The organism is Pseudomonas sp. NBRC 111124, assembly GCF_001320245.1.
Lineage (GTDB): Bacteria > Pseudomonadota > Gammaproteobacteria > Pseudomonadales > Pseudomonadaceae > Aquipseudomonas.
Genome location: NZ_BCBA01000063.1, coordinates 19,747 through 41,882, shown reverse-complemented (window position 1 = coordinate 41,882; position 22,136 = coordinate 19,747). Strand labels below are relative to the sequence as shown.

Below are 22,136 nucleotides of genomic sequence, written 5' to 3'. Positions count from 1 at the left end.
CTGTGAAAACCTGTTGCTACTAACAACATTCAATCCAGGGGCTGCGCAGCAACACGGCGGATTTTCTCCAGGACCTCTGCATGCACAGCACGAGCATTCTCGATTGTTTCCCGGTTTGCGCCTTTCCAGAACATCAGGGGAACACCGTCGTCGAGGGAATTTACGTAATCTGCAGAGTGGTAGATCTTTTCCTCAGTAACGCGCCCCGGAAATAGCTGATTCAACCGATACAGATTGTTCAACATCCGAGGCCGGCCCTTAGAAAACATCGTAGGCACCGCGACCAACTCTGGGGCAAATTTGTATTCACGGGCGAAAGCCGCGCACCATTCATGCAGTCGCAAGATCGCTTTGAATGAAAACTTATCCATTCGTACCGGGCTCATGAGCAAATCACTAGCAGCCACCGTGTTCTTGGTAAGGCGGGAACCTGCGGGTGCGTTATCGAAAATTATTACGTCGTACTGCGAGAGGTTGCAGCCTGGAATCAGTCCTGCACTGCCATCTTCAACCCACTTGGTGTACCACATATCCGAATTGTTGGCTGCGTCCAGGGCAACCCCAAGGTCCTCCAAAGAGGCGTCGGCGGGGATTAAATGAGGACCGTTTTCACCAAACGGTTTTTTAATGACTTCATCGAGAGTTTTAGGTTGAAACGATCGCATACGAAGCATTGGGCTGATTAGGTGGCCAAGATGGCCATCAACGATTCGGTCAGCGGGGATGCCCAACTCCTTCAGATCTTCTGGAGTAGCGTCTGGGTCATAGCCCAGCATGCTCGAGGTATCCCCCTGCGGATCATTGTCGACCAATAGAACCCGCAAGCCCGCAAGGGAGCAGGCTATCGCCTGACCGACTGCAGTGGTGGTTTTATTAGTGCCGCCTTTCGAAATGTATGTAGACATGACCACCTGACGCGCCAAGCCCTTAAAGTGGCCAAGTTCACGACGAAGCGCTGCCAAATCGAAAAGGTCCGAAGGTGTGTAAACCCTGGAGGTTACCGTCCCACGCGGTACCCGCCGAATTTCAATATTGTTTGCTTCTTCAATGTCCTTCAGGCGCCGAGTCGTGAGGCCGAAGCAATCCGCGGCGAAACGCGGCGTGAAAAAGAGCTCGTTGAAATCCACATAGGTTGCGACATCATCGACCATTTCTACATTTGAGTTCATAGCACTTCTCCGTTTTGCTGATGAATCTAGTATAGAACCTGAATTTCTATTGTAAACCAGTGGATTCAGGTTATTCCTAGTTTTTTGCCTTTAAACCTGAATTCGGAGCCGTGACGTTGCTAGTAGCAACAGACCGGCCGCCCATGGCAGCGCAGGCATGCAGCGAGCAGGGCTGAAAGCATCGGAGGAGGGCGGGAAGGAGGGTAGATAAGCTGAAGAGGCGTGGTGCGACGAAGGTTAAGCAGGGTTCATACGAACCCGCTCGAGTATCACTTATTAGGCTGAGTTGGTTCGATACCCCAGAACTTTTCCAGGGCTTCCTCGATCAGGAATGACATCGCAGTGTTTTGTTCGAATGCCTGCTTGCGAAGACGCTCGTGGTAGTCGTCACGCATGGTGATAGTTTTTTGGCTCCGCTTGGTTTGCGAAGGTGCTGCCGCAGCGTCTTTTCGTCCAGCCATGACCAGGCCTCCATATGGATTGAAGTAGTGACAATAATAAACCGTTTGCTGTGTTATAGATACGTACGCACGTACGATGCGTACGCATCAGCACAGATCTTCACTGGGGCTCAACAAGCCTCGCGCCGCGCCCGTCGCTGGCTCCTCGTTTCAAGCCTGACAGCTGTTGGATAGTGTCTTGGAGGTTGCGCATGACATACGCAGGAAAGCCTGGCTTGCCTTCAGAATGGCGGTTCTTCAGATCTGCGATGTGATCGATGTCGAAGCCTAAACGCGTAAGGCTCAAATCATCTCCTTCAACAAGGGCACGATTAGCGGTGGTCATTACCGAATAGGCCTCTTCCAGCTTCCCGATTTCATCATCGAGATGGAGGGTGTCGTCGCGATCAACGGACCATAACGAAATGCGCTTCATGGTATAGCTCCTAGACGCTGATTGGTGGGCCTGGTAGCCGCCAGGCACAACACGGTGGGTTTCCTTACACACATTATACGTATGTACGTACGCATGCAACTATCAATGTCGGCGATATACGACGACATGGCTATTTTTTCTATCTGGTGTCGCGGTTTGCTGAGACATTGAGCCGCAGCCGACGCTTGCGGGCGCACTCTTTCGAGCAACCTGCAAGATCGGCAATGGCCTGGTCAGACATAGTCCCCTGGAGATGATCAAAGTCGGTGATCGCTGATCTCTTGAAGGTGGGCTTTTCCAGCTGCTTGATGCGCTTTATGACAAAGTAGGCCGACACGCCTGCGAGCTTGGCGATTTCAGCCACTGGGCGCTTACCGAGGAGATGCTGATGCTTGAGAAGGGCAGGGGGACAAGCCTCAGCCAGGGCAAATCGAACCTTTCCGATCTTGAGCCTGCGCCGACGCACGGCTTCGGCGCTGCAGTCTGCTAATAGGGCAATGGCCTGGTCAGTACGCTCTCCCATCAAATGATCGTATTGCTCAAGCCTCGATCGTGCCGGCATTCAACACTCCATGTCTCGCTTTTCAAGAGCAGCGAACCACTCCATTTCACCTTTTGCAGCCAACTCCTCGAGGAGTGATTGCTCATCGCGTGTGTAGAACACGATCCGATGGGGCTTCACGCTGGTATCCAGCCCCATGTGGTAATCCGGTAGCAGGTCTCGCTGAATGATTTTGCGAATATCCGCCCTGAAATGAGTAAGGCTCTGTTTTGAGCCGCATTTTTGCTGCAGCGCAGCGATATCAGCTGCCCAAATCATCTTGCTGCCCAGGTGCTTACGAGCGAGCTCATACAGGCGTCGCTCAAGAGGCATCCGCAACCCAAAGTAACGTCGGTCAATGCTCATTACTTCAAAATGTAGAAAGGCGTTGTAGATCCACTCCGACAGCACGACCTCGCATTCCAATACGCCCTTGCCATTGGATGCAGTCTTGGTGACGGTGTAGTCTTCAATCCAGCCAAATCCCTTCGTCTGCTCTTGACCACCAGTTACGATATTGGTTTCGATCTGGGTGCCTCTTAATCTTCGAAGCATGTCCAAGACGTTGGAATACGCATTTCCACCAGGATCCCGAGATGTACCCGTCAAAAAATCGTACGTATCGAACTTGACCCGCTTGGAAATTGGCATTCCTGCTTTACGTGCCTCGATAATCTGCGAGCCGAGGAACAGCAACAGGTCTTTATCGAATACCGTGGCAGCACCGATCACTGGCGGAATAATGCGTACTCGCTTGTTCGTGCCTGGTTGGCTGTACTCACGAACGCTCGTATCAGGTTTGGTCGACAGGCTGAATAGCGGGAATTCCATGCTGGCCAGGTCGTCCTTCACTGGCCACTCGACAATGTTCGCCTGGAACATGTCGGTCTGAACGTAGGGGGCTACGTTTGATTTTCGCCCTCTTTTGAGGGGCTTATCATCGTCCGCTGCCATATCGGCTATCTTCATCTCGATCATTACGCGATCCCGCCATTGTACACAGGTACGTACCGCCGCTTGTGCAGGAGGCGGCTGACCCTACGTATCAGTTTTGAACAGGCCTCATCAGAGACCAATATGGTTCGTATTTCACCGACACCAGGCTCTCCGGCGATTCCCCAGTTGCGCATCGCGACTGTGTGACCGATCAAGTCCACGAGGATCCGCAGCTCGTAAAAACGTGCACCACGTTCCCATCTTGCATAGTAGGGTCGGTTGAGGTAGCTGGTTGCAGTCGTTATCATGTGCGAACCCAGACGCTCCTAGACGAGTTCATTTCTGGTAGAAGCCCGGATCCGGTAGCCGCCGACCGGGCTTCGCTCTACTTAGGAAAGGACTTTATCGTCGTAGAGCATCACCATCTCGGCCATCACACACAGCTCCCCCTTCACTTTGGCCAACAGGCCGCGGCAATCACCTCGCTCCAGGATGCCTGCATCCCACAAACTGCATAGCTCCGAATAGGTGTAGGTCTGTTTCGGCCAGTCACAGTGCCGAACGAACGTCCAACCATGACTGTCGCGAAATTCGCGGGAATATGACGCGCCCATAATCACAAATTGTCGCCCATTGACCTTGACCGTTGGGACCGACGGCACCTTGTCCCCGGCCTCAGCGAATGCTCCAGGACAAACTGCATTATCCCACCGATGAGAATCGAGCTTGTGAAGGTGGACCACATCTCGAAAACTGGTGCGGAAAAAGCTCGACTCCCACGGAACAAACTCGCTCCAGCAACGTTGTTCAGCGCTTTTCAGCCAAGCCTGTATGACTACCGATCCTACGCCAGGAACATGGATTCCGAGGGTCTGTGAGCGCGGTGCCCGGCGCTGTTTAAAACGGCATCCAACTGAGCCACCCGCGTCCGCCAAAAAGGACAAATCAGCCCATTGATCCATCGAAACAGGTAACGCGGAGCGCCACGAATATGAGCCTGCTTGAACGGTGTCGGTGCCACAGCGCTTTTCCTGCAGCAACGCTTGAAGACAGGATTCGATTCCTTGCTGGAACATCGGCCGGACCTCGGCGGGGACCTCGTCCAAGCGGCTAAAGGCGGTGTCCAACAACATCTTGTAAGCATCATGGGTGTATTCAGGTGATGACCAGCTCTCACTTGCACTGAAAGCCGTTTCAGCGACGCTCTCATCAAAACTCAAACCCATTTGCACAGGATTCATCTTCAGCACTCCTAGAAAAATTCAACCCGGTAGCCGCCGGGGAAGCAGGACAAGCTTCGGAAGAAATTCTAACATACGTACGTACGTATGTGAAACCACGTAAATTGGAAACACCTGTGCGAGCTGGTGGAGGGGAGTATGAGACTGACGCAGGGCTGGACAGCTTGGCCTGGGGGCGTTATCCGTTATTCGGGTTCGTTGATGGCCAGCTCAACACCTCCATCCCACTCGGCCAGGACCTCGGCACCGCACGAAGCACAAACCGTCGTCACATCGAGCGCAGATTCTGCCAGGTGCAACTGGCCGGCTTGCCCGCAAGCCTTGCAGCGATAAACGTACAGCACTATCGGGGCGGTCGTATCCATGGTCACATTTTCCAAAGGTGCTGGTTTCGCAACCTTCACGGGCAGCGTCTGATCCTGGTGATAGGCGGGCATCCAGCGAGTAAGCAACTTGATCCCATGGAACGAGCTACCCTGACCGCTGACTACATAAGCGATGGGAGCCGTACCCTTCGGCACTCGTCTACCTTCCTTCTTCCAATAGCCCTCGGTTTTTACATCATTCGGTTGAAGCGGCCAACAAGACACATCTGGCTTGCAATCGTAATGCGGAACATTCGGATGCTCGGCAGCTTCGATCTTCAAACGCTCAATGATTGCGGAGGAACGAGCCATACACACCTCGATCTACGTGTGATGAGAAATGATGCTACTTGGGGTCAGCAGGCTTGCCTGTAGTAGGCTTTATTCCCTGACCTTTCTGCCGGCTGTTGGCGGGACCTAACCGGCTCATGAGCTCGCTATTCTGACGTTGCACCTCTTGGAGACCGCCTGCAGTTTTTGCCAACTCGCGGGAGCTTTCGTCAGCTACCTGCCGCCACTTCTCTGCATCAGCCTGCAGCGCGGTATGTGATCGCTGGAGCTCAGAATGCTGGGCAACAACAGTAGCAACCTGCGACTGTAGACTCTCGTTCTGTTGAAGCCTTTCATCCAGGGCCGCACGTACCCGAACCAACTCCGCATTCGATGCCTCAGCCTGGGCCTGTGTTTGAGCAAACTTCACCTGGAGATCGGCCAAAGCGGCTTGGCGCAATTCAGCTTGTTCCGTGGCAGATTCAAGGCGAGCTTTGGTTGTAACCAGGCTCTCGTTCAGTCGCTCGATCTGCTCGGCCGCGACGCCCTTCTGCAGGTCGAGCTCGGCTACGTGACTCATCCGAACCTGCGACAATTCCTGACGCACCGAAGCTGTTTCATCGTGCGCAAGCCTCAACTCGTCTTTCAGATCGTTTGCCCGACGTTCGTTCTCGACAGCCTTTGTTGTCTGCTCGGCCAGGCCCTCGCGTACCTCAGCCAACTGTTGAGTGAGCTGCTGATTCTGTTGAGTGAGCGAATCGTTGGACCGCTGTACCTCAGCGTGCGCGCTACGTGCCTCCTCTGCATCGGTCACAGCACCTTCATATGCCTCCGCAAGCTCGCGGCGCATGGTCTCGTTGTCACCACGCTCCAGCTCCCATTTAGCTTCAGCTTCCCGGAGGCTGGAATTTGCTTGTTCCTGCGCTGCGGTCCAGACGATACCCACCGCTTCCAAGTGAGCGAGCTTTACCTGGTCAGGTACTGCCACTGCGACAGGGGCAGGTTTGGCAGTCTGCTGCCGCTTCCATTCTTTGAACACCGCTGAGCAGGTGTTCATGTCAGCCCGCGCACGCCCGCGGACATCGCTAACAGTTGGAAACTTATCGACGCGGCCAAGCTGGTCATACAGCTCTTCAATCGCATTGATGATCCGCGCACGAACGTCGGGATTGACCGGTGAATGTTCCATTCTCAGCTCCAAAGGGATGATCATAAGAATAATAATATTCTTCTTATTATCATTATGCAATCGAATCCACGGGCTCCTGCAGAGATGGCAATGGGAGCCGACGCCAGCCTGCCAAGAATGCTTTGGACGGGCCTCAGGGCTGGCTGAAGGTGGAGGGATAAAGAAAGGTGATCGAACTAGAAGTTGCGAACGCAACATGAGCAGGGGGACTGGCTACGCTCATCCATAAGGTGACGGCTTCCCTTTGATCGAATCGCCCCGGCGACCGCGCCGGAAACCAAGTGCTGATCGACGCCGCCCCAGTAGCGCTAAAAAAAGAGAGCGCTCTATGCTGCAATCTGAGCAATTCGCAAGGGTGAGCTGCACCAGAATCGACGTAGAAGCGAGGTCTTAACCAAGCCTGGCAGTACACCAACGCGATGGATCATGAATTAAGGTCAGCCAGGGTAGGTGCAATGCAGGTTATTCAGTGCAGGCTGGAGGTTCAGTGTGTCGTATCACTCCCCATTAGCCTGCACCATCTACTGACTAATCAGGCAAAGGCGGAAGCAAAGCAGCCCCGGTAGGGGCAGGTACCTGATATACAGCATCCTTTACACCAGCTTCGGATGGCTCAGGCCCCCGATTTTGAATGGTCGGGATTCCTTCGGAGGAGGTAGAAGCGGTTATCTGCTTAGGGCGCAGGGGAACAACAGAAGGCGACTGCGCTTCAGCGATTACCGCCTTGTACTTGGCCACTGTTTGGCGAGACACGCCGGCAGCCAAAGCGATGGATACATACGTAAGCCGATTCCCGTTAGTGACCAACTGCCGGCAAGCACGACGGATTTTGTGCGCGGTTTGGTTTTGCCTGACTTCATGGGTCCGTTTAGCGGCGAGACTCTGCCGCTCCTCTAAAGGCAGCGATCGATCAAGCTCCATCACACCACGGTGATAATCGCCGGCACCGCGGTAATGCGACCAAGTCCACCGGGCGATCGACTTCGCTGTTGCGCGCACTGATGACAAGGGCAAGTCGTTGTAACGCTCTCTCGTGCGGAAACGGTTATCGTTGTGACATTGCGCCAGGACCCGAGAGTAGAAGGACTCGAAGTGACCATCAGCTCGCTCAGCATTGACGATGCTGTAAGCGTAAAACCGCACACGTTCGAACAAGGTGCAGTGCCTTGAGTGGGATACTGCGTCCATGTCCGGTCCTTTGGACCACAAGGGCATCGGCCTGGCCAGGTCCAAATCATCGGCGAGTTCGCCCAAGTCATAGACATGGTTGTGAAACTCGGTAGTGATCCACCAGGGGTGGCCTGGTGTCTTGGCCACTGGGCCACTGTGGTAATCCGGATCTGCCTTGAGCAACGCGGCCATGCTGTCGTAGACAGCCTTCATGTACAGGATCGGCTTTTCACGGGCGCGTTCAGTGGTGCACACCGGAGCAATCGCATAGTAAAGGTGCGAGTTGCCTGAATTTCGATTTCGCACAATGAAGTTCGGCGGTGGCAGGCCATGCTCTTCCCAGATCAGGGCGTTGGAATGGTCAAGATCGAAAACGAGCCATGACACACGCCCAGGACGATTCACCTGCATGTAGGGATAGCGGATCGCGTACTCCCGCGGCCGTACTCTCATCGCGGTTTTGTTGTCGCTGCAGCGCGCGAGGTAGGAAGCTTCTTCGAGGATCCGGCTCATCGCTGATACCGGTTGGAAATACCCCGGGTGTGCAGGGGCTGTCGAAGCAGCTGTGATGAGATTGTTCACCTGCAGGCCTCAATGAAGAAGCTGATAAATTCAGGGCGAATTAACCCGTACCGCGTATTGCGCAGCAGAGTGCAGGTGTCCATACTCGAATTACCTGAAAGGGGCCCTCACGTCATCGATCTGCCAGGACCAGATGTGTGGGCTCTTTTTTTTTGCCCGGCAACAGTGGCCGGATTCCGCTTTTAGTCGCTCGACTTTTCGATAAAACCTTCCTAAAAAGCGCCATTCGTTGAGCAAGATTTGGCGAAGGCTAGAGCCTCATTTCTTCCCCGTCAACCCGCTGAAACCCGCGTATTTACTGGGTTCTAGGCTGATGCAGGTACCGATTTTTTAATTTAGATCGGCTCGGTTGCAGGACTGGTTAACGGCTTTTACCTCTAACCCCATTTCCGCACCCATCCTTGCATTTCGCGGTGTGTAGCCCCTTTGTATATCGGTGAAATACGAAACTCCGTATCGGCGATATACGAGCCCGGTGTCGGTGATGTACGAAATAAAAAATCGGCGATATACGAGGCATGCCAAACAGAAAAAACTCTCATCGGCGATATACGAACCACATCGGTGATGTACGAACGCTGGCCACGTTACCTGCAGGGCATCCAGGTGCTTGGAAATACCCTTTGAAGCCCCTGTTTTTGGGGGGTTATGTACACCGGAGCAACTCACTTTTTATCGGTGAAATACGAGCCGTACCAGAAAATATCGGTGAAGTACGAGTCACCATGAAATCACATCGCCATTACTGGCGATTTCGTATTGTAGGTATGCCGTAAACCTAGAATCCATGCGGCCCCCGTGAACACGGGTCAGGCAAAAGGTTTTTTTGTGTTGACCGATTCCGCATCATGGTTAGAATACGGAAAACGGAGGGGCACACATGACCGACACCAAGGACGCCGCAGCGCCGCATCTTGACCAGCCTGGATCAAAGGAGGATCTCGGTCGGGCAGCATACGAACAAGAGCTGATGGCCATCGCTGAAAAACTGCATCAGAACCAGGATGCCGTCGATCCAATCGCACGCGATCTCGAAGACCGTAAGCAGCTGGCTAAACATACGTCCAGCATCGTGAAGTCAAACCTGGTTTTGTCTTGGGGGCTGGGGATCTCGATCTGCCTGAACTGCGTGTTTGGGTGGTTTGTCATGCACCCGCATTACGTGTACTTCGCAGCCGATGGTCTACGGATCGTCAGGCTGGTTCCTCTCAATGAGCCGTACATCACCGACGCCGAGGCAATTCAGTTTGCCCGCGAAGCGTTGAACCGTTCGATGACGATCAATTTCACCGACTACAGGCAACAGCTTGAGGCCGTGCGTGGCGATTGGACCAAACGCGGGTTCGCTCAGTACTTGGAGCAGTTGCAGTCTGCAGGTTACCTGGACCTCGTCAAAACCAAGCGCATGAATATGACGGTTACCACGGAAACCGGCGTGCTTGTGAAAACCGAGATGGTTGACGGTGTTCTCGTGCGCCATATCGAAGTACCGATCGAGATCAAGCTGGTCGGCCAAACCACCGACCTTCAACCCAAGCGATTCATCGCCAAAGTGCCTGTCGCACGTATTCCCACACTGGATTCCATCGTGGGCGTAGGGCTGGACGGCATTGTCACCACGCCCAGGTAAGGAGGAACCCATGATGATGAAATCAGTTTTCGTCGCGTCAGTACTGACGCTCGCGATCGGCACAGCTCAGGCAGAGCAACAAGGCAATGGCGCGCAACCCCAAGGCCAACCGATGCAAGGTCAACAGCAGCCCATTCAACCCCCAAACGGCGGGCAATGGGTTCGAGTAGAAGGTCCAGCTCGGCAGCCGGGATTTCCGGCGGCACCTGGTGCTCAACAGCCTGGTGTAAATCCCCAGATGCAGAATGCCTTCCCGCAGACCAACTACGGCCCGGCTAATTACGCGGTCGCTGGGCAACCCGCTGGTGGTGCACAAGAGCAAAACGGCACGGCTCCACTGCCACCCCTCAACCCGCCTGAAAATGACCACTTCGACGAAGCGATGGAAGTCGCGCAGCCCTTCACGCCTGAGCAAATCAAACAAATGCGTCAGGCGTTGGAAAACACTCGAAAGGCCAAGGCTTGGCAGCCAGTGAGAGGTATACCTCGCATTTCCAGTGTATCGGTTGATCTGAGCCCTGGCGCATCAATGCCAGTGCTACGCGTGGTTCCAGGCGAACTGTCCAATCTCATTGTTCTGGATTCAACGGGAGCGCCCTGGCCGCTGGCCGCTACGCCCCGTGTTTCAAACCCCGATCTTTATAGCGCGGAGTGGCTGAAGGGCACCCATACATTGGTGGTATCGACCCCATCGCCTTACGAGACTGGCAGCCTGGCTCTGTACCTGGAAGGGGCCACGACGCCAGTAATCGTCAAGATCGTCAGCGGTGAGCCCGATGGCAAGAAAGATCGCGCTCGGGTGTACGACGCCAGGCTCGATCTTCGCGTTCCCGGCCGAGGCCCACTAGCCAAGGCCGCGGTAATGGGGCCAGGGAAGATCGCGCTGTATGACGACCTGCTGCAGGCGTTCCTGGATGGGATTCCGCCAAAAGACGCCAAGCAAGTTAAAGCGCAAGGTGCAGTGCCCTCCCATACCCAGATCTGGCAGTACGACGGAAATCTTTACGTCCGTACCCGGCAGGATTTCCAAACTGCATTCGATAACACCTTGGCTGCCGGCGACGGTACTCGCGTGTACCGCTTACCCGTGACTCCCTTCATCACCCTCTCGCAGATGGGTCAGAAAGTCACCCTCCAACTCGATATTTACTGAGGTAGCGCATGAGCACTCAAGCGGACATTGGACGGCAGACCAAGGTAACCATTCTCGCGGCAGCAATTGCTGTCGCAGCCCTCGGTTATGCCGGATACACCTGGTTCAACAGCCGTCATCAAACCAGCTCAAACCTCGGTGTGATTACCGCTGATGGGAAAGGTGGGGCTACTCAGGAAAGCGAGGCCTATCGCCAGGTCTTGGAGAAATACAACCACAACAACGCCAAACAGGCGGAATCAAACGGGCAATCTTACATGTCCGTAATGTCAACTACGCAAGCATCTCCAGCCGATGCCTCAAACAAGACAGGCGCGGGCCAGCAGCAACAACCCCAAGTCAACTATTACTACCAAGCCGCCCCGCAGCAACAACAGCCTGTCGAGCGCAACAAGGAAATGGACAAGCTTGTAGCGCAACAGGTCAGCGCCTTCATGAGCGGGTGGACGCTGAAAACCCATGGTACCGGCACCACTACTCAGGAGGAGGCTTACTCGCAATCCATCAAACCCGCTTCCCTGACTGGAGTAGGCGGTACGGCCGGTAGTCAAGGCGCTGCGCAAACCTCGAATTCGCGCGCCGCCAAGGCTCAGGACCAGGTTGTCGTTGATGGATTTTTCATTACGCCTGCACTGCTTAAAACCGAGCTCGACACTGATGAAAATTCGATGGTTACAGCTGAGGTTCCCGGAGGCCGACTTGCCGGCGCACGGGTCTTCGCGATGGGCTACAAGCGTCTGAATGAAACCATCGACATGACCTTCACCTACATGGAATGGAAGGGGCGCAGTTACAAGATCACAGCCAAAGCTGTTGATCCTGAAAGCATGCGTACTGCTCTGTCCGGTGAAGTAAACAACCGCTATTTCAGCCGAATCATTCTCCCGGCTCTGGCGCTGGCGATCGGCAAGACGGGCCAGCTTTACGAGCGCTCCGCCTCGGAGAACATCATCACCAGCGAGGGCGCAGTAATCCAGACGTATCCCACTACGCCTAGTGGGAAAGCAGTCGCGGGCACCTTTGCGGGCGGTATTGGCCAACAGGCCGGGCAGGTGCTGGCCAATGACGCCGCAAACATGCCACAGAAACAAGTAATCCGTCCGATCAACTCCACGATCGGTATTCAGTTCGTAGGGCCGGTGCTGGCCAGTGACCAGCTGGAAAAAGACGCGCTGATGGCGAATCAGAAAGCTGAGCTGAATACGCTCGGGCAACCAGGTGGCCAGCCTCAGCAGCAGTACCGCCTCTCACCGAATGCCGCAGGTGCCACCAACTCAAACGGGTTCGGCGGGTACCAGGGTGTCTCGCCAGGATACGGCCAGCAGTACATGGGCCAGCCAACCATCATCGATCCAACTCGCTACTGAGTTAGGGCAGGGGACTTCAGATGACTACACAAGCAGCGGAAGAGTTGGACATTTTCAACGCCGGCGTTAAGCCGGGTAAACAAGCTGAGACGCCGAAAGCTCAGACGCAACAGCCTGAGAAAACGCCTCCGGTTAACTCGATCCAGGGCGATCGCAAAAAACGCATTGCCAACTTCGTCAATCGGATCGAGGCCTGGCACTTTTTGGTGTTGGCGGTAGTGCTGGCGGCAGTGTTCGTACTTGTTCCAAAAATGCTTCCAAAGGCGCAAACCAGCGCTCCACAGCAGCAGCCTACTCCCGTTCAACAAGCGGCCCCTGTAAGCCAGGTATCGGATGTGCTGGCACCACAAGAGCCAGTAGCACCCGTTGCAGATCCGGAACAGGCGGGTATCACTGTCGAGCAGTTGAATGCGCTTAATGAGCAAGTCCGGAGCCTGGGCGGGATCGTCGTCGGCCTTCAAAAGACCATCGACGAATTGGAGGCCAAGGTTTCTCTCCTTGAAGCCGCCCCTGCAGCGAGCAAAAAGGGGGTGCGGCAACAGGCAGTGCGCCGCCAACCACAAGCAACACAACCTTCGGCAGTGGCTGGCTATCGCCTGAACACAGTTTATGCAGACCAGGCATGGATCGAGCACGGTGAAAAAACCTTCGTTGTGCAGGTAGGCGATCTCGTAGATGGGGTGAAGATCATTGGCATTGATCCAGTGGCCCGCCGAGTCACCACTTCGCGTGGCGTGATCCGCTGAGGAACCGAAAATGGATCTGGCGAGCATGATCATCTCGGCGGCCAACGGTCTGGTCGCCGCACTTTGGGGGTTGCTCTGGTCCTTGAGCGCACTCGCTGGGATGGTTTACGCCGGTAGCGTTCTGCGTCGGATGCAGCTGGCCACAATCGAGCCCGGCCATCGTCCAATTACCCTCGGGAGCACGTTTGCGGTGCTAGTGATTGGCGCTGCTCTGTTCAACATGCCCGGGATGATCACCGCAACTTGGACCAGCTTCGGCAGCGGTGCAACAACCTACGGTGCCATCTCCTACAGCGGCGCCGAGAATTTCGGCAAGTTCAAGGAAGCTGTAAACGCTGTACTGACCCTGGCAGCTTTTGCAGGGGGTTGTTTCTTCTTCAAGGGCCTGTTGCTTATGAAAAAAGCAGTCATTGAAGGAGAGGGTTCGCAGGGAGCGGACGACGCCGTTTGGCGCGGCCTCACCCACATGATTTTCGGTGCTGCGTTGACCCATGTCGACAAAGTGATCGAGGCCTTTCAGGCCACCTTCAAACTCTATTGGTAACAACACTAGGAGCGTCATCATGAAATTCAAACCTTTCGAGTTCGCTGTCGATGCTGTTCGCCGTGGTCACATCCGTCTGTTGACCAAGGTCGAGGAATACAAAGCCGATCCCGTTCAGCGGGGGATCATGCTCATGGGCGCAGGCCTCACCATGTCAACGCTGTTCGTGACCAAGGCTGCGTACGCGGATGGTCTCGCTGGCATGGCCGAGAAGGGCAGTGAACAGGGCGACTCCATCAAAGACAGCCTCGGTCCAATTTTCCTGGCCATCGGTTTCGCGTTGGCGTCCTTCGGCGGTTTGAACGCCTGGAAAAAAACTAACGATGAAAACTCGCGCATCACCGGTAAGCAGATCTGGGGGCCATTCCTCTCAGGAGCTGCCCTTGGTGGCACTGGTTTCATGATGACCACTGCCGGCGAGACTGTTGGTATCAGCGGCAGCGAGTTTGGCAAGGTTCCGAACTGACTACGACCACTTGGCAGCCTGAAACATGGCTGCCTTGGAGACTGCATGAGCGACGTGAAACAGGATCAGACAGTACCGGTATCGGGGCTTGGGAAAAACTTCGAGAAGCCAGTTCTGCCGTTGATGGCCATGGCCACAAAAGCGCGCGTGTGGGGCGATGCCACTCCAAACGCTATTGAGCCGAACCCGGCACAACTGACGACCGAAATGCGGGCGACCATTACCCGCCAGGCGCAGGGGCAGTGCTATTTCTGCGGTATACACGCTCGTGCCGGTCATGTTCATAACATCAACCACAACCATCAGGATCTACGGCCGGAAAACCTCCGGCTTGTAGATCCGCTGTGTCATGGGTGGCAGCACCTTGGAGAAATCGATGACGGCGATGCCTTCATTGCGTACCTCCCGGGCTTGTCTCCCCAGGACACGAATCATCTGCAGCGGGCCACCATGATCGCCCTGGAAACCGGGGACGAACAAACAAAGGCGGACGCCAGAAAAATCCTCAATTGGATGGCTTCCCATCGGGAATACACCGAAAAGGCCTGGGGCACCCACTCGCCCAAAATTTTCGCTGAGGCGATGACACGCCTGGGCAAGGTCGACGCCGATGTTAACTCCCTCGTTTTCCAAGGGTTGAGCGTCATCTTCAATCCCGCTCAGTTCAGCCAGGTTGTAAAGGGCTGGGCACAGGATGCGTATGGTGCAGCCCCCACCTCAACGTGGGCCCAGATTCATCACGATGTGATGAACGCGCCGAGCTAAGGAGGCAGCATGGGACTTCTCGATAAGTGCGTGGATGCACTTGAAGGTACTTTGGAGTACCTCGCAAAACACTTCATTCACAAAGACATGACCAGTTACTGCGAACTGGCCACTGCCGTGGGGTTGACCGATGCCGATATCGAGAAATCCCCGGATCTCAAAGATCCCTACACCTTGGTCAATAGCGATTACTCGCTGCTGACAGTATTCGACCTCCAAGGTACCTATCAGATGCTCTCTGAAGCCGAGTTTTCAGAGATGCTGGAGTCCTTGCGTGTCCGCATGACTGGCTATATGCGCGAGAAAGGGCATAGCCTCACGTTCAGCTTCGAGCGTGATCCGGAACGGGCCACCGATGAATTGATGCGCCTGGCCGAACCGCTACTGAACACTGCACGGCGCATCGGTTTGAAAAGCGAGGACATCATCCTTGACCGCGTGAAGCGCAACGCTCCGCACTGTGCTTGGGAACAAAACCTGTTGGTTGTGTACACGCACCTGACTTCGTTGAGTAATGAGGAGCAGGATCGCGAGCTCGGCGAGCTGAGCAAGAAGGCATCAAAACACAAGCTCCCGCGACTGGTTTACGGGCAGAACCCTGCATTTGCCCTTGCCGCTCTCAAATATCGGCATGACACGATGATTGAGCGACTCATGGATGACTTCATCTCGTGTGGGGTCGAGGGTAAGAAAGGCATCATGATGAAGCCCCTAAGCGCCCACGAGGCGGCTAAGCGCATCAGGATCATGTTGAACCGCGAAGGTACTTCCCAGAAATTCCGGCCCCAGATCGTGGGTGATCGTTTTATGTTTCGCGGGGCTACCGATGCAAAGGATTTCTCGGAACTTGTGCCGCCACGCCTTAGCTATCAGATCTGCAGCAACGATGTGGAGCCCGTAGGCAATTACGTCAAAACGGACAGCCTGTGGCACGGCTCGCTTGCGATGGAGCTTGGACCACAAGACGTTGTGCACTTCACCAAACTTTTTTCGGCTGTTGGCAAGAAAGATCCGTGGAGGATTCGATTCGATATCGCACCAGGCGGTCTTTCGATGATGCGCGCCCGCCGATTGATGGTTGGTTTCGTCGGGGTTCTTCCAGACAACAGGCCTATTCGTGATTCCTTCAAAAGGCTGGAGACCATTGCGAAGGATGAAGCCGTGATGTCTATGAAGGTCATGGCTTCTTCCTGGAGTACCACAAAGGCGGACCTCGAGACTCGACTTTCTCGACTGGAAAAAGCCATTCAGTCCTGGGGTACCTGCCAAGTTCAGAAAACGCATGGCGATCCCATGGCCGCGCTAGCTTCCTCGATCCCCGGCTTTACCACCAAAAATACCGCTAACCGACTTCTGCCCCCCCTCAAGGAAGCCATGAACATGTTGCCGCTGCAGCGGCCGGCAACCCCGTGGCCCGACAATGGCTCGTGGATCACGCGAACACCAGACGGGAAGATTTATCCCATTGGTCTTGGCAGCTCGATTCAGGATACCTGGATCGAGCTTGTTTCAGGCATCCCGGGCTCGGGTAAGTCGGTTGCAGCTAACTGCATGCACAATGCGACTCTTCATCGTCCAGGTGCTACCCAGCTCCCCTTGCTGACGATTGTGGATGTTGGTCCATCGTCCTCAGGTTTGATCCAGATGATCCAGGATTCGCTGCCAGATCACCGTAAATCTGAAGCTGCATATCTCAGACTTCAGAACAGCCGCGATTTCGCATCGAATCCATTTGACCCCCAGCTGGGGGCGCGTCAGCCCACTCGCCGCGAACGCGAATACTGCGTCGACTTCTTGAACTTGCTCTGTGCCAGCGTCGCCACTGATGGTCAAGGTGGGGCCAAAGCCCGCACGCCTTCCGACTGTGCTGCAGTGAACGAAATGCTCATGACCCTCGTGTATGACGACAAAGCGGGTCGAGGTGCGAATCAGTATGAGGCAGATGTGGTGCCCGCTGTTGACAAAGTGCTAGCCGAGTCAGGCATCAGCGCTGAGCATGACGAGAAGTGGTGGAGCGCTGCAACCTGGTACGAAGTGACTGACATGCTGTTCGCTGCTGGCTATGTGCGTGAATCGACCTTAGCTCACCGCCAAGCGACCCCCGTTCTACCCGACTTCACGGCGATGCTGAACAACGAAGGCGTGCGGCAGACCTTCGGTGAAATCAAAACCGCCGCGGGCGAACCGCTGCTGAAGTACATGAGCCGTTGCTTCACTTTGGCATCGACGACCTACGCCGTATTTTCCGGACGCACCCGATTTGAAGTCGATTCGACGACGCGAGTTATTTCGGTGGATCTCAACGACGTTATCGGATCGAAAACACCTGAGGGGTCGATTAAAACCTCCTGCATGTACATGTTCGCCCGCCACTTGGGGGCGAAGAACTACTTCCTCCGCGAGGAGGACATCCGTCTTGTAGCTCCGCCGCTGTACCTCGACTACCACCTGAAACGTGCCGAGGATGTGGCTTCGCAGCAGAAGACCATTGCCTATGACGAATGGCACAACACCGAAGGCATGGATACCCCAGTACAAACGCTGGTGAAGGACGGCCGTGAAGGCCGGAAGTGGGGTATCCGGATCATGGTGATTTCGCAGTATCTGCGAGATTTCCCGCTCCCCTTGCTCAATGCGGCCACATCGGTCTACGTGTTGCGCGGCGGCAACGTGGATGACGAAAACGTGCTGCGGGAGACCTTCAAGGTATCTCACGAAACGATCCAGCAGCTGCACCTGCAGTGCACGGGCCCAGGGCGCAACGGTGCCAACATGCTCGCTCTGTTTAAGACGAACCAAGGCACGATCACCCAGATTCTGACCAACACAACTGGTCCCCTCGAGCTCTGGGCAATGTCCACCACTCAGCAAGATACGGCGCTGCGAACGGAGTTGTACAAGCGAATTGGTCCTATGGCTGCTCGCCAGGTCCTCGCCAAGCGCTTCCCGCTGGGCACCGCCAAAACTCACATCGAGGCACTCGAATACTCGTCCCAATCCAACACCAAGCTGAGCGTCGTGAAGCAATTGGCAGAGGATCTGGTAACCGAGTACTACACCGACCGAAGCCACCGAGGAGAACACGTATGAAGAACATTTTCCGCATTACTCCTCTGGCCATAGCATTACTGGTCGGGTCCGCTGGCTCTACCCCTGCGTACGCGCTCTGCGACGGCTGTGTCGTTGGGGCGATCGGTACCTCAACAGTTACTTTGACTGGGGCAATCGCCGCTACTACAGCGTCTGTGAGCGCGATGAACCTATCGGTTAGTCAGCTGCTTTACCAAGTGGGGACCGCGACCACGCAAGGGGCAAGCAAAGTAGCTAACACCATTGAGACTGCAGCTCGGGTGCAACGGGAGTTCGATGCCAACCAGGAGCGCAGCCGTCGGTATGAAAATGCCCGCCAAAATTACTACGTGCCTAACTCTATCTGCAGCGAATCCGGCTCAGGCGGCTTCAACGAGGTTAGAGCGGGGGTTGCTGCAGTAAAAGCTTCCATCCGCACAGGGGGAGGGGGCAAAGCTGCCAGCACTAAAATCAACCAGGCTCTGACTGCCCCCGCACAGCCCCCTTCGATCGATGCGATGCGCTCAGCGAGCATCCATGCGGACTACTGCGATACTGACGATTACGCTGCATATGGTGGCGCCACTGCCTGCCCAGCCGTTTCGACAACGATGCCCGGGGCCGACAAGCGTCTGGATTCGCTGACGATCGGTGCCGGCAAGGATGGAAAGGACCAGGACCTCACATTTACACAGGCACAAACCGACGCAGCCAGGATGTATACGCAAAACTCCGCAAGACGTTCAGTGGCTCCTCAGCTCAAGAAGGGGCAAGCCGAGTCTGACGCAGGCGTCCAGTACATCGGCTTGATGAACCAGTACAACTCAATCATCTCTGCTGCGACCGATCCTCAAGACCAGATGATCGCCGCAAGCCAGCCTCTGGACTCAACGAAGGATCTGCTGAAAGAAGCGCGCTCCTCAAAATCAGCTGAATCCTATTACCAGAAGATCGCTTCTGCAGAAGCTAAACGCACAGGGACAATGTCGGCTCGCGAATTTGAGTACTTCGAAGTCGGGCGCCGTTACGCAAACACTGAGTACCAGGCCGACCTGCAGAACATGACTGGCGATAACCTGGTGCGGGAGCAGATCCGTGTCCAAGCGCAGACCAACTGGTTGCTCCTCGAGCTGCGCAATGATGTGACGCGCGGGAACATCATCAACGGCCTGAACCTGGCCAGCTCCGCACGGCAGGAATTCGAGCCTGTACTGGGCGAAAAATACCGTGCTGTAAATGGACGCATGGGGGGTACCAACTGATGAGTGACGAGCAACAGAAACCTTCCAAGACTGATGACCAACCGCAACCCTCCAAGGTACGTCGAGGGCTATCCATCGGCCTGCACGTGGTGCTTCCGTTCTGGGCCATGCGTCAAACGTATCGGCTGGCAAAGAACGAAGTAGCCAGGTCCAAGGAGCATTTAGGGATCATTCGGCAGCTTTCGGCTGAAGCCAAAGAAACGCTTCGCGACCGCCGCGAGAAGGCCGATGATGAACAGCAGTCGTTCAGCGAGGCGATTAACAGCCGCAAGCCTGGATCGATGTCCATTCCCGAGCTCTATCGCTACTTCCTATCACGCAAGCGCGCCTGCCAATTGGCTGCTCTAGTCCTTGGACTCTTCGCGGCTCTCGGCATCCTGCTAGGGGTTCATTTCGACTCGTCGAAGGGTGTAATCCAAGGCTTGCTCTCGATCGCAACGGCAATGCCGCTGCTCTTTGCGATGGCGCTGAGTGCGCAGCTTCGCCTCTGGCAGCTCAAAACGGAGCGCCTTTCAAAAGCTGAGAAGGGTGGCTTGAAGGACTTTTTCCGGGAAAACCGGAATTGGTTCAGGCAGCTACTTGATCCGGAATACGGTCACGGGAAAGGAGGCCGGCCATGAGGACTCAACACAAAGCGCTTGCAGCGCTTACTACCATGCTCTGCAGCACCCTCGCTTGGGCAGACAGCACCACACTGGGCGAGATTTCGGAAGCGGCCAAACGCAGTGGCGATAAATCGCGTGAGGCACTTGTATCCATCTATGGCCAGGTCGTGAACAACCCATTAGCCGCGGCCGGCGGAAGTGGCGACACGATCCTCGCGAACATCTTCCAGGTATTCAACAGCGCTTTACTTGTCGTTGGTGCGATGTGGGCTTGCTATATCGTGTTCCGGAAGCTGACGCGCACTGCCCACGATGGCTCTATCTTCGACCGTCAGCAATCCTCTTCGTGGGGGCCGGTGCGACTTGTGTGGGGTGTCGTCTCGTTGGTTCCAACTGCCAACGGGTGGTCGCTTTCGCAGCTGTTGATGCTGTGGTCGGCATCAGTAATGGGTGTTGGTGTGGCCAACCTGGGCGTCGATGCTGCGATCTCCAGTTTTGAAGATGGCCAATCGATGGTCGTACAGCCAGTCATGCCGTCTACGGCCGCTCTGGCGCACAGCGTTTATGAGGCGAATCTCTGCTTGCACGGCATCAACGCCGGCATCGCTCAAGCCCAAGCAAGCGGTGGACTTGTCATCCCAGGTGGCTACATCCAGCAGACCGCGACGAACAAAGGTTTCATCCTCAAGAACAACAGCTTTGTCTGCGGGGGAGCGGACATCAGCGGCGATCTCACAGCACAACCAGCCTCCACCAACGTCATCAGTGGCACCATCGATGTCGCCGACATCAGGAAGGCGCACCTGGATGCCCTGAAGGCGATGCAGGCCTCCTTGAGCCAGTCCGCTCAGTCATTTGTTAATGCCTCCGTGCAGCGTGCAAATGGTTCGAAAACCGCGTTGCCCGATAGCGAATACGCCATTCAGATCGCTGCACAAACCTACGAAAACTCGGTCAACAAGGTGGCCGGAACCAAACAGGGCGATATCAAGCGGCTTGCTCAAGAGCTCAGCTCGAACATCAGCAAATCAGGGTGGTGGGTACTCGGTGCGTGGTACCAGACATTCGCTCAAGCCAACACCAAGCTTTCTGACGCCATGGCAGCCAAAGCAACCGTGTTCGGCATGTCGACCAGTGGCGACCCTTCAGTCGTATCCGTGTACGACGAAGCCTACGCGGCCTACAAGGCCCAGCAGGAGACAACGTCCTACACGCCTACCGCTGGCACCAGTACCAGTGGCGACTACTCCAAAGGGGTTGTGGGTGCGGATGCCGGCAACATTATCGGCAGTATGTTTGCTGCGCCTGGTCAGCGGATCGTGAACTACCTGATCGATGTCAATGCTGGCGGCGAAGGCCTGGGCCAGCTCAATCCGCTGATCAAAATGAAGAACCTGGGCGACTACACAATGGTTGCGGCCGAGACCGCCATGGGCGCTTACGTGACTGCCAAGGCCATCGAGAAGGTGAAAGATGGGTGGAGCGTCGCCGGCGTATTCGCCAAGGTGGCAAACGCGGTTACATCGGTGGGAGATGCTTTGAGCGGTGTGCTTGAAGGGGTATCGCCTTTCATCATCGGCCTCGTTCTGGCGATGTTTATCCTGGGCGGTACGCTCTCCACCTATCTCCCCATGGTCCCGTTCATCATCTGGTTCGGCGCAGCTGTCAACTGGTTAGTGGTGGTTGGCGAGGCGATCATTGCAGCACCGCTGTGGGCCTTCACGCATTTGGGCAGCGAAGGGGAGGGCATGGGCCACAAAACCTCTCATGGCTATATTTTCCTGCTGAACGTGATGATCCGTCCTGCGCTGATGGTTGTCGGGTTCTTCCTAGGCGGGGCTGCGCTCATCGCAGGGGGGACATTGCTCAATCAAGGCTTTGGGATCGCTCTGGCCAACGCACAGTTCGATTCCGTGACTGGGTTGTTCTCGATCATCTTCTTCTTGGCTATCTACTGCGGCATGTGTTTGACCTTGGTTCACAGCTGCTTCAACCTGATCTTGATCGTTCCCGACCAGGTCATTAACTGGGTCGGTGGTCACGCTGCAGCATCGGTTGGCCGTGAGGACAACGAAAGAATGCGCAACGCAATGAACATCTTCGGCAGCCGCCTCGAGCACTTGATGCCCAAGGGCGGAGCAGGGGGCGATAACAAGGTCAACAAGGGAGGCGATGGGATCAAGGGATGAT

General features: G+C 55.5%; 20 protein-coding genes. 11 read left to right on the top strand and 9 right to left on the bottom strand.

Annotation, left to right across the window (positions count from 1 at the left end; all coding sequences use genetic code 11):
* Positions 1-29 precede the first annotated feature (29 nt).
* From APH28_RS23305 to APH28_RS23255, 9 genes are all read right to left on the bottom strand, one after another.
* A complete protein-coding gene (locus APH28_RS23305; RefSeq protein WP_054913830.1) occupies positions 30-1,169 on the bottom strand; it encodes an AAA family ATPase in 1,140 nt (379 codons plus the stop codon).
* A gap of 269 nt (positions 1,170-1,438) precedes the next feature.
* Positions 1,439-1,630 (bottom strand): hypothetical protein, encoded by a 192-nt coding sequence (locus APH28_RS23300; RefSeq protein WP_054913829.1) that lies wholly within the window; start codon positions 1,628-1,630, stop codon positions 1,439-1,441.
* Positions 1,631-1,730: 100 nt separating this feature from the next.
* Entirely contained in the window at positions 1,731-2,045 is a 315-nt protein-coding gene (locus APH28_RS23295; protein ID WP_054913828.1) for a hypothetical protein, read from the bottom strand.
* Between the two features lie 139 nt (positions 2,046-2,184).
* Positions 2,185-2,607: a hypothetical protein gene (locus APH28_RS23290; protein WP_060512849.1), complete on the bottom strand. Its 423-nt coding sequence runs from the start codon at positions 2,605-2,607 to the stop codon at positions 2,185-2,187.
* Entirely contained in the window at positions 2,608-3,564 is a 957-nt protein-coding gene (locus APH28_RS23285) for a replication initiator protein A (protein WP_054913826.1), read from the bottom strand.
* A 347-nt stretch (positions 3,565-3,911) separates the two neighbouring features.
* Positions 3,912-4,763: a hypothetical protein gene (locus APH28_RS23275; RefSeq protein WP_060512848.1), complete on the bottom strand. Its 852-nt coding sequence runs from the start codon at positions 4,761-4,763 to the stop codon at positions 3,912-3,914.
* Positions 4,764-4,948: 185 nt separating this feature from the next.
* Positions 4,949-5,440 (bottom strand): hypothetical protein, encoded by a 492-nt coding sequence (locus APH28_RS29265; RefSeq protein WP_256250247.1) that lies wholly within the window; start codon positions 5,438-5,440, stop codon positions 4,949-4,951.
* A 34-nt stretch (positions 5,441-5,474) separates the two neighbouring features.
* Positions 5,475-6,647 carry a DNA-binding protein gene (locus APH28_RS23260; RefSeq protein WP_060512847.1) on the bottom strand — a complete coding sequence of 391 codons (1,173 nt, stop codon included), beginning with the start codon at positions 6,645-6,647 and terminating at the stop codon, positions 5,475-5,477.
* A 468-nt stretch (positions 6,648-7,115) separates the two neighbouring features.
* Complete coding sequence (locus tag APH28_RS23255) at positions 7,116-8,339, bottom strand: replication initiation protein (RefSeq protein WP_060512846.1); 1,224 nt, start codon at positions 8,337-8,339, stop codon at positions 7,116-7,118.
* A gap of 880 nt (positions 8,340-9,219) precedes the next feature.
* Between APH28_RS23255 and APH28_RS23250 the strand changes: the two genes are divergently transcribed.
* From APH28_RS23250 to APH28_RS23200, 11 genes are read left to right on the top strand one after another with little or no spacing between them, the layout of a single operon-like run.
* Positions 9,220-9,969, top strand: coding sequence for a DotI/IcmL family type IV secretion protein (locus tag APH28_RS23250; RefSeq protein WP_054912954.1), 750 nt, complete (start codon positions 9,220-9,222; stop codon positions 9,967-9,969).
* Between the two features lie 10 nt (positions 9,970-9,979).
* Positions 9,980-11,122, top strand: coding sequence for a DotH/IcmK family type IV secretion protein (locus APH28_RS23245; protein WP_060512845.1), 1,143 nt, complete (start codon positions 9,980-9,982; stop codon positions 11,120-11,122).
* 8 nt (positions 11,123-11,130) lie between these two features.
* Positions 11,131-12,489 carry a conjugal transfer protein TraO gene (gene traO, locus APH28_RS23240; protein WP_060512844.1) on the top strand — a complete coding sequence of 453 codons (1,359 nt, stop codon included), beginning with the start codon at positions 11,131-11,133 and terminating at the stop codon, positions 12,487-12,489.
* A 20-nt stretch (positions 12,490-12,509) separates the two neighbouring features.
* Positions 12,510-13,235 (top strand): hypothetical protein, encoded by a 726-nt coding sequence (locus APH28_RS23235; RefSeq protein WP_060512843.1) that lies wholly within the window; start codon positions 12,510-12,512, stop codon positions 13,233-13,235.
* Between the two features lie 10 nt (positions 13,236-13,245).
* On the top strand, positions 13,246-13,779 hold the full coding sequence (traQ, locus tag APH28_RS23230) for a conjugal transfer protein TraQ (protein ID WP_060512842.1): 534 nt from the start codon (positions 13,246-13,248) through the stop codon (positions 13,777-13,779).
* Positions 13,780-13,798: 19 nt separating this feature from the next.
* Positions 13,799-14,245, top strand: a complete 447-nt coding sequence (locus APH28_RS23225; protein WP_060512841.1) for a DUF6750 family protein — start codon at positions 13,799-13,801, stop codon at positions 14,243-14,245.
* Positions 14,246-14,290: 45 nt separating this feature from the next.
* The gene (locus tag APH28_RS23220) at positions 14,291-15,010 is read left to right on the top strand and encodes a hypothetical protein (protein WP_054912959.1); all 720 of its coding nucleotides are present in this window, start codon (positions 14,291-14,293) and stop codon (positions 15,008-15,010) included.
* Positions 15,011-15,019: 9 nt separating this feature from the next.
* A complete protein-coding gene (locus APH28_RS23215) occupies positions 15,020-18,100 on the top strand; it encodes a conjugal transfer protein TraU (protein ID WP_060512840.1) in 3,081 nt (1,026 codons plus the stop codon).
* The gene (traW, locus tag APH28_RS23210; RefSeq protein WP_054912961.1) at positions 18,097-19,341 is read left to right on the top strand and encodes a conjugal transfer protein TraW; all 1,245 of its coding nucleotides are present in this window, start codon (positions 18,097-18,099) and stop codon (positions 19,339-19,341) included. Before APH28_RS23215 ends, traW begins: the two co-directional genes overlap by 4 nt.
* The gene (locus APH28_RS23205) at positions 19,341-19,961 is read left to right on the top strand and encodes a hypothetical protein (protein WP_060512839.1); all 621 of its coding nucleotides are present in this window, start codon (positions 19,341-19,343) and stop codon (positions 19,959-19,961) included. The genes traW and APH28_RS23205 overlap by 1 nt, the downstream gene beginning before the upstream one ends.
* Positions 19,958-22,135 carry a DotA/TraY family protein gene (locus APH28_RS23200; RefSeq protein WP_060512838.1) on the top strand — a complete coding sequence of 726 codons (2,178 nt, stop codon included), beginning with the start codon at positions 19,958-19,960 and terminating at the stop codon, positions 22,133-22,135. The genes APH28_RS23205 and APH28_RS23200 overlap by 4 nt, the downstream gene beginning before the upstream one ends.
* Position 22,136 lies beyond the last annotated feature (1 nt).